The sequence below is a fragment of the Tundrisphaera macrotermitis genome (assembly GCF_051175315.1).
Classification (GTDB): domain Bacteria; phylum Planctomycetota; class Planctomycetia; order Isosphaerales; family Isosphaeraceae; genus Tundrisphaera.
This window is the reverse complement of sequence record NZ_CP195100.1, coordinates 5,257,575-5,272,589: the sequence shown is the minus strand read 5'-3', so window position 1 is coordinate 5,272,589 and position 15,015 is coordinate 5,257,575. Positions and strand designations below refer to the sequence as shown.

18 protein-coding genes are annotated in these 15,015 nt (G+C 52.5%); 2 read left to right on the top strand and 16 right to left on the bottom strand.

From position 1 onward, the window contains the following. Positions 1–87: 87 nt before the first annotated feature. Positions 88–1,731 carry a hypothetical protein gene (locus tag TA3x_RS21445; protein ID WP_435016715.1) on the bottom strand — a complete coding sequence of 548 codons (1,644 nt, stop codon included), beginning with the start codon at positions 1,729–1,731 and terminating at the stop codon, positions 88–90. Positions 1,732–2,100: 369 nt separating this feature from the next. Between TA3x_RS21445 and TA3x_RS21440 the strand changes: the two genes are divergently transcribed. Next, on the top strand, positions 2,101–2,727 hold the full coding sequence (locus TA3x_RS21440; protein WP_435016714.1) for a hypothetical protein: 627 nt from the start codon (positions 2,101–2,103) through the stop codon (positions 2,725–2,727). A 13-nt stretch (positions 2,728–2,740) separates the two neighbouring features. On the opposite strand, the gene TA3x_RS21435 is transcribed toward TA3x_RS21440, so the two are convergent. After that, complete coding sequence (locus TA3x_RS21435; RefSeq protein WP_435016713.1) at positions 2,741–3,532, bottom strand: sugar phosphate isomerase/epimerase family protein; 792 nt, start codon at positions 3,530–3,532, stop codon at positions 2,741–2,743. Positions 3,533–3,758: 226 nt separating this feature from the next. Between TA3x_RS21435 and TA3x_RS21430 the strand changes: the two genes are divergently transcribed. Continuing rightward, on the top strand, positions 3,759–4,841 hold the full coding sequence (locus TA3x_RS21430) for a hypothetical protein (protein ID WP_435016712.1): 1,083 nt from the start codon (positions 3,759–3,761) through the stop codon (positions 4,839–4,841). On the opposite strand, the gene TA3x_RS21425 is transcribed toward TA3x_RS21430, so the two are convergent. The 14 genes from TA3x_RS21425 to TA3x_RS21360 all read right to left on the bottom strand — a co-directional run bounded on the left by TA3x_RS21425 (position 4,842) and on the right by TA3x_RS21360 (position 15,009). Then, positions 4,842–5,825, bottom strand: a complete 984-nt coding sequence (locus TA3x_RS21425) for a glycosyltransferase family 4 protein (protein ID WP_435016711.1) — start codon at positions 5,823–5,825, stop codon at positions 4,842–4,844. Next, a complete protein-coding gene (locus TA3x_RS21420; RefSeq protein WP_435016710.1) occupies positions 5,822–6,688 on the bottom strand; it encodes a DUF3431 domain-containing protein in 867 nt (288 codons plus the stop codon). The genes TA3x_RS21425 and TA3x_RS21420 overlap by 4 nt, the downstream gene beginning before the upstream one ends. Next, on the bottom strand, positions 6,685–7,512 hold the full coding sequence (locus tag TA3x_RS21415) for a hypothetical protein (protein ID WP_435016709.1): 828 nt from the start codon (positions 7,510–7,512) through the stop codon (positions 6,685–6,687). Before TA3x_RS21415 ends, TA3x_RS21420 begins: the two co-directional genes overlap by 4 nt. A 137-nt stretch (positions 7,513–7,649) precedes the next feature. Next, positions 7,650–8,051: a hypothetical protein gene (locus TA3x_RS21410; protein ID WP_435016708.1), complete on the bottom strand. Its 402-nt coding sequence runs from the start codon at positions 8,049–8,051 to the stop codon at positions 7,650–7,652. 23 nt (positions 8,052–8,074) lie between these two features. Next, positions 8,075–8,875, bottom strand: coding sequence for a hypothetical protein (locus TA3x_RS21405; RefSeq protein WP_435016707.1), 801 nt, complete (start codon positions 8,873–8,875; stop codon positions 8,075–8,077). Between the two features lie 17 nt (positions 8,876–8,892). Then, positions 8,893–11,088, bottom strand: a complete 2,196-nt coding sequence (locus TA3x_RS21400; protein WP_435016706.1) for a hypothetical protein — start codon at positions 11,086–11,088, stop codon at positions 8,893–8,895. A 1-nt stretch (position 11,089) separates the two neighbouring features. Beyond that, on the bottom strand, positions 11,090–11,317 hold the full coding sequence (locus TA3x_RS21395; RefSeq protein WP_435016705.1) for a hypothetical protein: 228 nt from the start codon (positions 11,315–11,317) through the stop codon (positions 11,090–11,092). Then, positions 11,314–11,889 (bottom strand): hypothetical protein, encoded by a 576-nt coding sequence (locus tag TA3x_RS21390; protein ID WP_435016704.1) that lies wholly within the window; start codon positions 11,887–11,889, stop codon positions 11,314–11,316. The genes TA3x_RS21395 and TA3x_RS21390 overlap by 4 nt, the downstream gene beginning before the upstream one ends. Before the next feature lie 101 nt (positions 11,890–11,990). After that, positions 11,991–12,392, bottom strand: a complete 402-nt coding sequence (locus TA3x_RS21385; RefSeq protein WP_435016703.1) for a hypothetical protein — start codon at positions 12,390–12,392, stop codon at positions 11,991–11,993. 35 nt (positions 12,393–12,427) lie between these two features. After that, positions 12,428–12,778 carry a hypothetical protein gene (locus TA3x_RS21380; RefSeq protein WP_435016702.1) on the bottom strand — a complete coding sequence of 117 codons (351 nt, stop codon included), beginning with the start codon at positions 12,776–12,778 and terminating at the stop codon, positions 12,428–12,430. Positions 12,779–12,786: 8 nt separating this feature from the next. Then, complete coding sequence (locus tag TA3x_RS21375; RefSeq protein ID WP_435016701.1) at positions 12,787–13,206, bottom strand: hypothetical protein; 420 nt, start codon at positions 13,204–13,206, stop codon at positions 12,787–12,789. An 83-nt stretch (positions 13,207–13,289) separates the two neighbouring features. Then, entirely contained in the window at positions 13,290–14,141 is an 852-nt protein-coding gene (locus tag TA3x_RS21370; protein WP_435016700.1) for a hypothetical protein, read from the bottom strand. A gap of 250 nt (positions 14,142–14,391) precedes the next feature. Further along, positions 14,392–14,679: a hypothetical protein gene (locus TA3x_RS21365; RefSeq protein ID WP_435016699.1), complete on the bottom strand. Its 288-nt coding sequence runs from the start codon at positions 14,677–14,679 to the stop codon at positions 14,392–14,394. Between the two features lie 9 nt (positions 14,680–14,688). Next, positions 14,689–15,009 carry a hypothetical protein gene (locus TA3x_RS21360; protein WP_435016698.1) on the bottom strand — a complete coding sequence of 107 codons (321 nt, stop codon included), beginning with the start codon at positions 15,007–15,009 and terminating at the stop codon, positions 14,689–14,691. Positions 15,010–15,015 lie beyond the last annotated feature (6 nt).

Below are 15,015 nucleotides of genomic sequence, written 5' to 3'. Positions count from 1 at the left end.
TTCGAAACGAGGACGCCCGCCCTGGGGCCGTGGCTCCGGGGCGGGCGTTCGGGATGGGATCGACCGCGGGGTCGGATCGACCCGGGATTACTGGGGCGACTCGGCGGTCGGGGCCGCCGGCTGGGCCGAGTTCTGCCGCGGCTTCAGGAGATCCTCGACGCCGTTCTTGTCGTAGAGTTCGCGGCGAGACGAGCTGGGCGCGGCCTGGTTGTAGCCGAGGTACACCAGCAGCTTCTCCAGGGGGAGGGGACGCACGCCATTGTCGCGGGCCTCCTTGGTCGCCTGGGACTGCTCCGCGAGGTAGGCGGACTCTTCCTTGGTCGCTTCCTCTTCCTTGTTGGCGTTGCTGACCAGGGGGGGCAGGGTGTCGGTCACGTAGGCGAAGGACAGGCCCGTGATCCGCCCGGCCGCCCGGCCGGTGGGCGTGGGCACCGGCTGGTTCAGGCGGGCGTAGGTCCGCGCCACGGCGGCCTTGCCCGGCTCGCGATCGACGTTGGGCGGGGGCAGGTCGAACTCGATCACGCCGCCGGCCTGCTCGATCATCCGGATCAGGTCGGCGCGGTCGTCCTTCCCGTCGCGGTTCATGTCGATCTTGCCGATCAGGTCGAACCGCTGGGGACGGTCGTAGCTCCAGCCCACCGAGTAAATGTAGTCGTTGTAGCGGATCGGGTCGGTCGGGTTGTCGGTCCTGATGATCCGGGCCAGGCTGTCGGTCTCACCCTTCTGCGGGTCGCCGACCTTGACCAGCTCGACGGTCGCCTTGGGCTTGTCGCTGGGGATGCCCGAGGCGTTCTTGTCGAAGATCGTGAACCGCATCAGCGGGCGGACGCCCATGGAGCGGTTGACGTTCACGCGGACGATGTTCGACGCGTAGTCGACGAAGGTGACCCGGCCGCCCGGCTTGTCCATCACGTCTTCCTTCTTCGACATCTCGTCGCGGAGGTCGCGGAGGACGTTGGACAGGTCGGCGACGGTCTTCGTCTTGCCTTCGAGCTTGGCGGTCAGCTCGTTGGCCATGTTGGTCATCTTGGATTCCAGGATGGCGATATCATCCGCGTATTTGCGGTTGGCCGCCACCAGCTCCTCCCGGGCCTCTTCGCCGCCCTTGATCGTCGCCTCCAGCTCGGCCTTGGCGGCGCGGGTGGTCTCTTCGAGCACCGAACGCGCCTTGTTGTTCACCTCGTTGGACTTCTCGAGCTGGTTGCGCAGGTCGATGTAGTTGAGGCTCAGGGCGGAGGTCGTCCGGGAGAGGTTGGCCATCAGGTCCTTGAGGCGGACCATGTTGGCCTTGGCCGACTGGTCGGCGTTGTTCAGGAAGGCATCGGTCAGTTCCCTGACCTTCGTCTTCATCGCCTCGAACTGGGCGGTGTCGATCGACTTGGCGTCGGCCTTCTTCTGGAAGTCCGTCACCATCGCGGTGACTTCGTTGGTGATGCTCTGGATGTCGGCCTTGAGCTGGGTCTCATCCTTCTTGATCTGGGCCTTGGCGGCCTCGAAATCTTCCAGGGTCTCGTAGCCGAGGAGCTTGCGATATTCGTTGGCCTGATTGGTGGCCTCGCGGAGCGAGTTGCCGGCGTCCGCAGCCTTCTTCTCGGCGTCGGTGCGTCGAGCGTACTCTTCATTGTAGCTGGAGTTCAGGAAGTACACCCCGACCAGCATCACCACCGTGAGGGCGATGCAGATGGCGGTGGTCACTTTCAACCCGAACGACTCATTCGACGAAGCGGCCATGGGTGGAGACTCCCACCGACGAACCGGCTCCGAATGGAGGGCACGGTCCGTCGGTTTGCAGATAATATGTCACACGGGGAGTGCGGGGACGGGAAGGACCGCAAGTTTTCGGGCCTGACCGCGACGATCATGCGAGGTCGCCGGATGGACCGGTTCATCAGCGGGCGAGGGTGCCGCCCATTCCGATCCGGCCGGCCATGTCATTTAGACGCAGGGCCGCCTCGAACGTTCCGGAAGATCGATAAATTCCTTCGATCGGCGAACCGGGATGGTTCGGCGATCGAATGGACTTTCCCGATCCGATCGGTCCAGGATACCATGTTTGAGCCAGCCCGGGGGTCGATCCGGGATCGGGACGACGAGGTTTCCATGACCACCCATGATCCGGCCGCCGGCCCGAACTCCGACGCGATCCCTAGATTCTGCCCTCGCTGCGGCGCCGGGGCGAAGCCCGGAACGGACCCGGAGCTGTGCCCCCAGTGCGGCGACCGGCTGGCCAATCAAGGCTATTGCCCGACGTGCGAGGACTTCTGGAAGCTGCACGCCGGATACCCCTGCCCGAAGCACGAGGTCGAACTCCTCGACGATCCGCCCCGCGACGAGTTCATCGGCGACCGATCGAAGCTGGTCACGGTGGCGACCTATCCCCACCCGAATCAGGCCAATGCCCCCCGGATCCGTCTGGAGGCCGAGGGGATCCCGACGTTCCTGGATGGCGAGCGGATGGCCGGCAACATCTATTACCAGGTCGCGACCGGGGGGGTCCGGCTCATGGTCCCGGCCGACCTGGCCTCGCAGGCCCGGATCCTGATCGACCAGACCTGGGCCCCGGCCAAGCCCGAGGACGACACCGAGGACGCCTGGGACGACCTGGCCCCGGAGCCCGGCGAGAAGCGGAGGACGGTCCTGAAGGCCGCCATCCTCCTGGTCCTGTTCGGGCCGCTGGTCGCATACGCCCTGACCGCCCTGGGCTGGCTTCTCCGCCGGGTGCCGTGACCAGACGCGGGCCTCAGCCCTTGCCGGTGGCCGCCGGGGTGGGCTGGTAGGCCAGCCAGAGCGAGCGGAAGTAGCGGAGCACGCGCTCGGGGTCGGGGCTCTCCGGGATCTCGGCCAGGGTGTACCCCTGATAGCCCGACTCGGCCAGCAGGGCGAACAGGTCGCGCCAGGGGTACGCCTCGTCGGTGAGGTCGCGGAGGTGGACCTCGCGGATCTTCGGGGCCAGCAGCTTGAAGTTCTCGCGGATCGACCCGTCCACCACGTCGGTCGGGTTGCTGTTCCAGCACGTGTAGACGTTGGGGTGGTCGGCGTGCTGCATGATCCTGGCGAAGTTCGGGATCAGTTGCGTGACCGACCCGTGGACCTCGACCCGGATCTCCACCCCGAAGTCCGCGGCATCCTCGCCGACCTCGCGGAGCGCCTTGCCGATCTGGGCGTAGGTCGCCTCCGGATCGACCCCCTTGGCCAACCCGTTGGGACGGACCTTCACGCCCGGCGCCCCGATGTCGTGCGCGAGGCGGACGTAGGCCTTGGTCCCCTCGATGTTCTCGCGGACCTGGGCCGGGTCCGCCGACTGGAACTCGAAGGCGCTGCCCATCCCGGCCAGGTCGACCGGCGAGTCGTCGAACCTCTTCTTCACCTCGTCCCGCTGCGCCTTGCTGAGCCCGACCTCGACCCCATGCTTGTGCCCGGTCCGCAGCTCGACGCCGAGATACTTCAGGGCCTCGAACTTCTTGAGGATCGTGGGCAGGTCCCAATCCTTGGCGATGTTGTAGGTGATGGAACCCAGTTGCAGTCCTGACATAATGAACGCCCTTTCACTGGTTTTCGTCATTTTGCTTGTTTTGTAGCGGGAATTTCAGCTTACAGGGCAGGGCAGGGGATCGCCAGGAAGAAGATGTTCCCAGTCCCAGGTAGGTCAGGGCAGCTTGGAATTTTCGCAATCGCCGAATCGCTGAATCCGTGGTTCACCTATCAGGTAAAATTGAACTGACGATCGGAGCGAACCAGAATCGAGAGACAGAGGCGACATGGAACTTACCGAAGATCAGCGGATTCAATTGGACATCGAGTGGGCGACCGCCAGCGCGTTACGGGACGGAATGGAGATAGCGTCAGGTCGTGGAAGACACAAGATTACCTATAAGCAGGCGGAAGCATTGGGAAGGGAAGTGGCACCAGAAATCTTTCTAAACGTAAACCGTTTGCTGGACAAACCGAATGAAACCCTACTTGCACAGGAAATTCGGCAACATGCTAACGCACAATCTGCGGTTGATAGGATTGAAATAACTCCTGTTCAATATATCACGGCTGAAATCAAGAAGATGCAACTTCAGATTGCCGCATTGGATGATGATGAAGACCGCCATCTATTGGAAAACAAGATTGCAAGGTATCAGGATGTAAGGCAAGAACTTGAACCTAGAGAAAATCGTGAAGCTCAACTTATTTGGGGAGATGCAATTGCGTCTGGTCTTGGTTTACCAGAATGCGGTGCCGGAAACGATTACAAAGACTATCAGCTTCACGAAGGAAGAATTTTAAGGGTCAGAGCGGCACACCTTATGGCATTAGAAGAAAAGATTGGATGCGATTTGGTTTACGAAAATCTAAACTGCAAGGAGAAAACCGCTAGACTTGTCATGGTCCAATACAAACTATGGGAACCCTACGATGATGTCATTCATCATAATGAAAGAGACAACAACCAGATTAACAGAATGACAAACGCGGCTTGCAAGAACCGACTTTGCAGCATGGACAATGTGGCATATACATCGTATAGGCTCCCCAACTGTGCGGCTTTTGTTCGCCCCACAGACAGACTGAAGGAACCAACATCCAAGACAGTTTCTAGCAGCCTGCACATACCAATCTGCGTCATGAACGAATCTTGGCAACCAAACAAGAACAAGGGGAAATCTATAAAAAGAGAGTATGTTCGGAATCGATCACTATCACACAGGACATTTGGTGAGCTATTCGAGTATGGCATGGTTGGTTCAAAGCAGATTACATGGGACGAAATGACGGAAATTTATAAGTCCTATGGCATTTTCAACGTCACTGAAAGGGTTATGATCCACATGCAAGATGCTAGAAACTTCTAATCAAAGACTCATTAGCACCTTGTCCACCCTAGCTCCCATAATCTCCCAGGTAAATTCCTTGGCACGCTCCAACGATGCCTTGCCCTTCTCTATAGCCGTCTGCCGATCCTCATAAACTTGACGCATGGCAGCAGCCATCGAAGGAATATCAGGCACCATCATGTTCCCTCCATTGAAATACCAAGGACATGCCTGCGTGGTATAGGTCACAGGATATCCGGTCGTTTCATCGCAGTATTCACGGTGACCATGCTCCAACACGCCGATGAAGGGTCTCCCACACGCCATCGCTTGCAGTGGGCATAGTCCGAATCCTTCTCCCAATGCTCCTGATACCAAGCAAGTCAGGGAGTTATACCACCACCTTAGATGTTCCGTAGAAAACATTCCCTTCACCACGGATATACCAACATCCGAAATCGGTGGGATACGATCCTGGATATTGATCTTCAATTGCAAATGGACTTCGTCCCCATGAAATGCAGTGCGGAATGCGTCAATGACACCTTCGATGTTCTTCCTGCGTCCTGATATCATGTTGGCAATCACGCCGAAACGACATTCTTCACCAGGTTCAATGATAGGATGAAACTCTTCTAGATCGACGCCCAATGGAATCACTTCGATAGGGACAATGACGCCAGAGCGAAGAAATGCTTGTTTCGCGAATTCGCAAGATGTGATTACCATTCTTGCACCATTCAGGTTAGCAACATATTCTTCACACAGTTGATCAGCTTCCCATTGTGCCCAATAGATCGCACCTGGTGGGCATGGCTCCCACAGTCCGCATACCTGTATGACTTGACCTTGTTCGCCATAGGCTGCAATGCGTTCCACGAAATAATCTGGCAACCATGACCAGTTCGACATTGAATCGAACTTGACCTGATGTCCTAGCCGTTCAAGCTGGTGGGCAAGATGCCAGATGTGTTGACCGATTCCGCTAACATTTTCCAGATAGCACCTGATGATAATTTTCATGACACCTTTGTAGGGTAAGTGTTGGGATCACTGAACAGGTATAGCCAGATAAGTTCCAACCCCCATGCTGTTGCTGGATCGCTATCCCACAAGGAAGAATCCGTGGTGGCAGATTGCACCTGCTCTAAAGCATACTTCCAGAAGGACAATGGGCGAGCCAAGATTGATTCCTTCGGAACTGCCCATTCAGCGGCATAGCCGAAAACCCAATCTTCTGGTGGATCGCAGGAGAACCAATGGGACCATACCGATTGCAACCAAGCCGCATTATCTACTGGTTGCCTATCGCCGTGATATGCAGCACATCCATAACGAGATTGCAAACCTTCATGGTAATCGACCCTATCCAGTGCCTTGACCTCTGGGGAAGGGAAATAGGGCATATACTCTGCCGTTAAACTTGCAGGCTCCTGATAATCAATCTTTAGCCTGCCACAGATATCGTCGGAATGATTCTTTCCCTGGCAAAAAAATGTCATATTGGCAAGACTGCTGAAATTGCGAACAATATGATGAAGGTAGGTTCCTGCTTCCCTTCCCTCGTTGATTATAACAACCGAACTAGCAACAGGAACATGACCTTTGTTGTAAACGGTTACATGGATATCTTCGGGAATCTCCGAAGTCCATGACAAATCCTCGTTGAAACAGGCGACAACAAGTTCACGAGTCAAGTTGTTGGGACGACCAATAAAATGATCCTCGTTTTCGAAGTTTTCGAAAAGAGGAGGTGGCGTAGAATTCAGTAAGTCCGTCAAGAGACTGGGGTGGATAGGTAGTCGAACAAATCCCGGTGCAAACATTTCACAAAGTGCAGGATATTCACCTTTGCAATCGGCTCCCAATGGGCAATGACATATCATCCCCAGAATCCTCCAGGATTAGCTCCACACTCATACCGCATACTTGTTCCCCCAACCGGGAAGAACGCATCGTAACAATCGTAATACTCACCTTCGTGCTGGATAAGGATTGCATATACTTCGCCAACCAAGTCCTCATACCTATACTTGACCCACATATAACCGGGCATACATCCCGGCGGTCCTTCCTCAGTCGGTATAAGAGTTGGGGTCCAATTGCATGACGCGCTACTATTCTGCTGCCCTGCTGGTGCAAGTCCTCTCTTGACGCCGGTGCCGATCGCAAGACATTGGTGCCATTGTTTCTGAAATACGCCCGAAATAATCACTTGGTCGGTGAAAGCTCCAGACGTGTTCACGTCGATCTTGAGTGGTCCGATATTATTGTGTGGTATCCAAGTCGTTTCGCCTGTGGCAGAGCCATTGATTCCATTGAGGGCACCGAATATGCCGAATTGCCTGCTACCACCTTGGAAGGTGTACCATGTGCCGGCATGATTCTTGACCGTAACGCTGCCCTGTTGAGCCCATCCGCAAAGATCGTGAGTGGAACAGATCACATATAGCTCTTGCCAGTAGATCCAAGCCTCGTGCGTCGTCCCCGGCTCGAAATACGAGTTGAGGTATAACGAACCGGTGTATCCCGTATCATTGTAGGTCGCCGAAATGTTATATCCCGAACTGATCGAACCTGGCTGACCCTTTGGCACTTTTATGCAAATCCTTGCATCAGGTCCGGTGTTGTACTCCTCATAGTGATCGATAACGCCGTTCTTATAGTGATTGACACGGAAGGTGATGTTGGGTGCCGGTCTTCGACTCAAATTAGGATCTCTTACGCCAGTAACCGGGTCGCGATTGTATCTCCAAAATTCCGTGTTGAGGCACAAAGTTGCAGTGCAACAATTACTGCAAATGGGATTTCCCATTGATTTCCATGAAGACCCGTATGAGTTTGCCATTACGAACCGCACCCTGCGTTGAAGACCACCCAACGTCCATCCATCCATATAATTTTGATTTGGACGCCGACCTCTATGCTACCAACGATGTCATTATAAACATCCACAACAACATTAGGTTCCTCTTCCACCAGTTCATCTTCCCGCGACCCGCGAAGCATTTTTGCCTTGCCGCTTCCTAAACTTGAATCCTGTGCATTGAAAGGTTCAATTCTTGATGTTACCTTGGCAAATCTTGGAATCTTTGGGTTTGTCACATTTAATACAATCCCAGTGGCAGACTCCGACATCTCCAATCCAGAACCTTCGGTAACCGTAATATTGCAAAGCCTTTCCAGCAACTCCACCATCTTGTTCAGATCGGATGCCTTTGGAATTTCTCCAACCTCAAATTTGTGCAACTTTATCTTCACGGGGTCCTTTATCACTGAATCAGGGAGTTCAAATTTCCTGTCTTGTAAGGCGGTTCTTCTAATTCATCGATTTGACCATCGCTTCTAACATACGAATTCCAGGGCAAAGAACTGACATTGATAACCATCGATGCAGAGTGTTGCCTTACACCTAATCCAGACACAGAAGATTCCGTGGAATATGATTCCAGCAAGGCTTCTCCTGCTGGAACATTCAAACCGTCAATGGTGATGGCGGATGAATTCACCGGAGTCTTTAACATTGGCAAAATCGCATTGCGGAACCCTACAATGTCATTTACTTGGAATATCTGAAGTAAAAAACTGACACCGGGGAAGATTAAAGCGACGTTGCTATCAAGTTCTTCACCGTTGGCAAACTTATTCTTTCGGTTCGGAATCGTGATAGAACGGGTAGAAGCTTGTTCCGAGATGGAGTAGTAAGGCGAATCTTCGCCACCATTGCCTATAGTGGGAATCGAGAAACCAACCTTGAAGATTGCCCAATTGTATGGATTTGATTTTGTTGTTCCTGCTTTTCCCTGCGACTCAAATGACAGGCTGGAGGCATATAGAGATGGAGTATATGGACTTTGGAGCGTGACGTTCCTGGTGACCGTCACACCTCCAATTACAAATGTTTCAGGAAAACCAACTACGACATTCCGGAATGCATTACGATCTTCCCAAGCACACTTCCAGATAATGGTTTCTTGCCGATTGCCAGGATCTTCAACACCTGTGTATCCACCTTTTCCTTGTGGATTAGCGAGGATCTTGGCGGATGCAGGAAGTTGCGAAACATTACTCATTACCTATCTATGCGACGTTATGCGAGTCCTCCACCCTTGCGGGCAATTTCCGCTAAGAATTCATTGGAACGAACTGTTTCTTGATGAAGCTTGCGAAGTTCATCCACTTCAGGACTCTTGACTGATCCCTGGATCGAATCACGCAGGGCAGAGGCACCATTGATGATCGTCGCGTTCTCGCTTTGTGCTACTTTCTCGCCTGTGTAATCAGAGATCATTTCTTCTTGAGCTTTACCACCAGCGTCGGCAATCAACGATCTCGCAACATCGGGTCCAAGCTGGTCCGCAAACTTATACAACAAATCATTCTGGGCATCACGCAAAGGAGTTCCATCAATTTGCATCGCTCCCTTGATAGAATTCTTGAACAGGTCCGCGATACCAGGATTTGCCTTTTCTGCTGCATCAACTTTCTTATCAAGTTCTTTCTTTCGATCGTCAGCAGCCTTCTTGTTATTTTCGTCCATCAAGGATTTCTTGCCAGCATCCAGGCTCCCCAATCCCTCCTTTGTGGATTGATCAGCACCTAGTTCATTTGCCCTAGCTTCGGTCGCTCCCTTGACCCTTTTAAGAAGCGTAGGATCATCTGTGCGAAGTCCCCGGGCGGCAAGTTCTTTCTTTATGTCATCATCGCTGACATCACCATCCAACATCTTGTTAGCATTTTTGCCTTTCAAGATGTCGTTGGCGATATCCTTAGCTTGTTTCTTGTCCCGATCTTTCCGCTTTTCGTATCTTTGGTCTTTCTCCTTCTGTTCTTCTTCTTCTGCTGCATCCCTGGCTTCTTCCCGATCTTTTGCTAATTTCGTCTCGGGAGAATTTGCATTCAATTGTTTTGCGAAGTTAGATCCTGGCTTCAGGTTAGCCAGAATTTCTGCCCTGGATGCTTCATCACCATTTCCCGCTGTGCGTATCAGATCCTTGGCAGCCTGTTCAGGACTGGTCATCTTGCGATTCACAGTATTGAAGACGTTACCTTTTGCGTCCTTGTTCTCTGCAAGGTTCCCTATAAGTTCATCTAGGGCGTTTTTCCCACCAGCTTCATCTAGAGCTTTCTTGACTCCACCACCAACTTCCCGTTCCCGTTCGGATTGTCCATCCAGCATTCCTTGAACTTCGGATTCATCTTTCTCCTGCTGCTTCATCTCCTTGACGTCAGCCTGTAGTTTTTGAAGTTTCTGTATTTCAACCCAGGTCAATGAAGTTTTCTTCATCAACTCTTCCATTTCTTCCGTTGCCTTCTTCAGATTGGCAGCAAGAAGTTCCGGACCCTCCAGAGCGGGTTGTGGCATTCCAACATCCATCAACCTCATGAGAGATCCCCAGTGTCGCCACAGAAGATCCACGCCCAATGCGGCGATACCTGCGACCGGAGCAATCTGCATCAAGTTATTGATGATGGGGCGCAGACCCATTTCGCCAACATATTGCAAGTCATCTAATGTGCCTGCGAACTGTTGCATCTTATAGGCTGATATCCCCGTGGATGATCCAATGGCTTTGATTTCACGCTGTGCGGCAGCGATGTTCATAGCCGAACGTCCAGCACTGGCTCCAAATGCCGCCTGCGAGATGGAACCACGCTGGAGTTGAGCATTCAGGGCATTGATGTTTGCGGTTTCTTGCTGGATCGCTTGGTTCAGAAGTTGAACTTTTTCGATCCCTTGGACCTGCATCACAATCTTCTGGGCTTGATTGCCCGTGGTGCTGGAAACCAGGGTGGCACCGATGCCCGATTTCGTCGGGTTGTCGATGGCATCACGCAGGGCAGCTTGGACCCTCGCACGGGCTGCGATCTGCTTCGTCGCAGAGGCTTCTTCCGCAGCCGCCTGCATGACCGTAGCAGCAGCCGCACGGTCAGCGGCAGATTCAGCCGCATGGGCGGCTGCCGTCGCAGCAGCAGCCTTCTTGGCTTCCGCTTCAGCCACCTGGTTGGCTGCCGCCACGGCATCGGCAGCAGCCTTGCGTTCAGCCGCGCCGAATCGGGCGAGATTGCTTTCAGCTTCCGCCAATCGACCCTTCATGGTCGCTACGTTCTGTGCAAATTTCGCAAGTTCAGCGGTCGGGACGGATTGACCTAGAAGGGCAGCAGCCGAAACAACGTCTTGAAGTTCTCGTTCTGCTTCTTCTAACTTCTTAACCGCATTGTCAACATCCGCTTGACCCTGAATTTTCAGGATAATGTTGAAAAGTTCGTCGTTCTGCCCTGCCATGTTACTCCTTGTCGTTCATGTGATGCCGGACACCATGACAGATACCAGCGACAATCGCTAACACCATCTTGGGATTGCTTTCGACGTAGTCCACAATCTTGATTATGTGTGATTCTGGCTGTGCAGAAAGATTCTTGGCAAGTTCCAAGGACTGGGACATACATTCTTCTTCCGTGATTTCCCCGTCCAACTGCTTGCGATATAGTTCTTTGATCTGTTCTTGGATCATTGGAAAAACTCCCTAATTTTGTTATCACGTTCAAAGTCGAAACTATCGGCGGGTCCGGACATGGAAGATGCGTCGGGAAGTTCACCTTGATGAAGGAAAACACCTAATTGCGTCAGGGTCAATTCCTCAAATGGAGGACCGTTGCGACATGTTGTGGAATACTTATACCAGAGACTTCGCCAATCATTCTCTTCCCTGATACCATCCGATTCTTTCCTTGCAGCAGGAATGAAATTCATCAGATGAACCATTGGATCATCCGCCCACAAGATACGTTTGATTCGATCAACCTGAATCCTTTTGGCAGATTGCAAAATCTCATGGACTTGCACCAGGTCAATGGCTGGATGTTCCCGACGTAGGGAAATCCACAGCAGGAATGCCAAACCGTTCATCGTGTTTAGATGTTGCGTGGAAACATCCGACAATAAACCGTAAGGATATTCTTCCTGTTGGTCGATCGTGTCTCCCAGCAATTCTTTGAATGCCCTGGATCTGGCGTCAAGCGAAAGCAGCAATGGTTCAGCGACGTCATAGGGGGAAGGGTAAAGGGAATTGATGTAGGCGACCACGTCCGCAAGATCATTCGTGCGAAGTTCGGAGAACAGAAAAGACCGATCCCCCAATTCTGCGAGGATCGGTCTCGGGATGACGGATAGGATACTCATGGTGATTAGGGAGCAGTGTAGGGATTAGTTTCAATCGAGACATCGCCATAGTTCTTGACGGTAACGTCAAGGGTGGCACCTTCTTTGACCTTGCTATTCACGGTAGCACTGGTGCAGATGCAGGGACCATTGAACTTAGCCACGCTACCAATCAAGAAAGCATGTGGGTAGATATCGCCAGGAACAATGGGGGATGTAGTCGCACCAGCTTTGATGGGGATAGTGTATTTGAAAGTCGTCGTGCGAACGCCACCTTCGGTCAGGCTCCAGCCGTTATCTTCGTCGGTTGTCATGTCAAGTTCATCAACGGAATCGTCCGAAGTCCAACCCTGCATAGCAACTCGTTCTTCATCCAATTCAACGTGTCCGGTATAACCAGGAGCGTATTTGCGAGCCAATTTAGCCATGTTTCAATCCTTTTGTGTGAAATCCGTCTTGTTATTTATCCTCTTCCTTTGAAATCGAAGATGATTTTCGCAATATCTTTGCGACAACGCTTGATTGCGATCTGATAAGAGTCTCGGGTTTTGCGAAGAATAGCCGCGTAGTAGATCGTTGGACCGATCGCAGCCACGCCAGCCGCCCTGTTCACGAACTTCTGGACGCTACCAACCAGCTTGCCAGTCACCTTGTGTGGTGCTTCTCCAGGACGGCTAGGATTGTCCCGAGTGCCTGGCACAGAAAGAACCTTGATCAGTGTCCGTTCAAATTCATCGGCAGCCTTATCCAAGTTGGATTTTGACTTGTCGTTGATTTCTTTGATCCTGGCTTCAAGCTTCTTTGCGAGACTCATCGAATCCTTTATCGTTCAAGGTTGAACTGCATTCTGATCAGTCCTTCACCACGCAGGATAGGCTTCTCTGCGTTCTCGCCCATCTCCTTACGGACGTCGAAAGATTTATCCCAAATTCCATATTGCTCGAATGTGACATCAGTCTGGAGTTCATCCCAGATCGTTTCATTTTTCTTCGCTCTGACTGGATCAATCGGATAGATTGCACGGTAAACAGCTTCGTCCAGGTCCATCAGATCCGCGACGTTGTTTCCAGAGACAAACGTTTCATATCGGATCATCAGATCGGCGGCATCGTAGAAATCATCAATGGGACCTGCACCATCTTGGTAAGGAGTCAATCGCAGGGCAGGGCAGTTCGATTCATTGATCGGGCTGTTATCTTGCGGATCACCATTCCACGTTCGCCAAAGTTTTACCTTGGACAAGTATGGGTCCCGTTTGAGAATCGAAACCAGTGCAAGATAAGCTTTTCCTCTTGTGCTGGGAGGGAAGGGGGATGTTGCCATAGTTACCACGCGGTTGGGGTTGGATATCGGGACGACAAAACATTTACTGGGACAGAGAAATCAACGTAACCATCCCCATTCAGATCGAATTCGGCAACGTAAGAAGAAATCAAGGCATTCGCCCTGGCTTGCATATTTGCCGACATGGCAATCATGGTCTTCTGGTCCGATAGGCTCCCAAGGATCTGGGACACAGCCCGACGCGCCACGATTTCCACCACGGTTGGAGTCACTACCAGCTTCCCAGCGTCCAGGTATCCCTTGACCGTCGCCCTGGATGACCCGTAGGACGTCCCAGGATGGTCAAAGCTGGAGTAGCCTTCAGGAATCCGGCTGATAATCAGATCGTTGAACCATTGGCTTGCAAGAAACTGTTGATATGCGAATCCGGTTTCGTCGCTGTCCGCTTCTGCTTTCTTGATCGCCTGGCTGTAGCTGAGAAGATCCCGATATCGGACGTAGCTGGGGAGCCTGGTCCCAGTCCCAGGGACTTCCAGCAGGTTCAAGTCATCGGCATGGACCTGTTCCTTGCGGGTTTCCTGCGTCTCGGGATTGGTGCGAGTCACGAAAACCAGGAGTTTGTATCGTCCTGGCTCCACCAGTGCGGCAACCTGATCCATCGAAGTGACGCCTATCGTCGGCGTCGTATCGTCGGCATTGATCCGTAATCCAACCTTGCCATTCGGGGCGTCGGTCCATTCCACGGTTGGTTCGAAGATGACCGATTGATCCGATCCTCCAGCCCATACCACAGCGGAGAGGACATCGTTATCAGGATCATAGGCAATAGGATTGTTATCCACATCCTTGATGGTGATTTCCCAAGCCCGATCCGTCCCCATCCGTATGTCCATTAGTCTCCTTGTTCCTGCTGTTTGTAAACCCTGACCGTCGTTTGAACCGGATCAGCCATGATATCTAGTGTCCTGGTGGTCGATCGTATCTCCGATGTTGCGACCGACGATGTCCATCGTGCGTCGGCAACACCTGATGCAATCTGCGAAGATGAACTGGCTATCCATGTAATCCCGTCGAATACTCCCACAGTTTGTGGAAAAATGTCGAATGGGAAACGGTTCAGAATGCAGTTGTCGAAATTGTTCATTAGCCTCCACGAACCTTCTGGAAGTTGTCATCATGGTAATTTTCTTCAAGCCATGCCTTCAGCAAGGTCCCACTTGAAATGACAGAATTAAACGCATCACCATTGGCGTGTTTCAATGTAGAATTTGAAAGTGCAGTTTCAAATGCAACTGCCGTGAAATCTACGCCTGCCGATTCCTTCTGCTCTTTCAATGCAGCCAGCGACGTAACACCACGCATAATTTCGTCGGCGGCAGTCTGAATTTTCGTGCAAAGATTCATCGCTAGGCTTGTCTGGTCTATTGCCATAATATTTCCTTAAATCAAGGGGATAGGGTATCTATTGGTTTCCACAAACTTTCCATTCACGCTACGGAACGAGAAAGTAACCGTCTTGTTCAATAATCCTACCAGAGCGCCAGCCGTCCTGAAACCCGTGCCGAATGTCACCGTTGCAAGGGCAGATATATCTAGAATGATAAGCAATTGCTTAAAGGGCTGCTGTTCTCCTACGGCATTGATCGTGGTATTCTGTTTCACAACCCAATACGCATTGCTTCCTGCTGTAATATCCAGGTTCATCACGGGACCTGCAACCGGAGTCGGTATCACCTTGGGTCCCATCTCTTCCAATACCATGTTAGC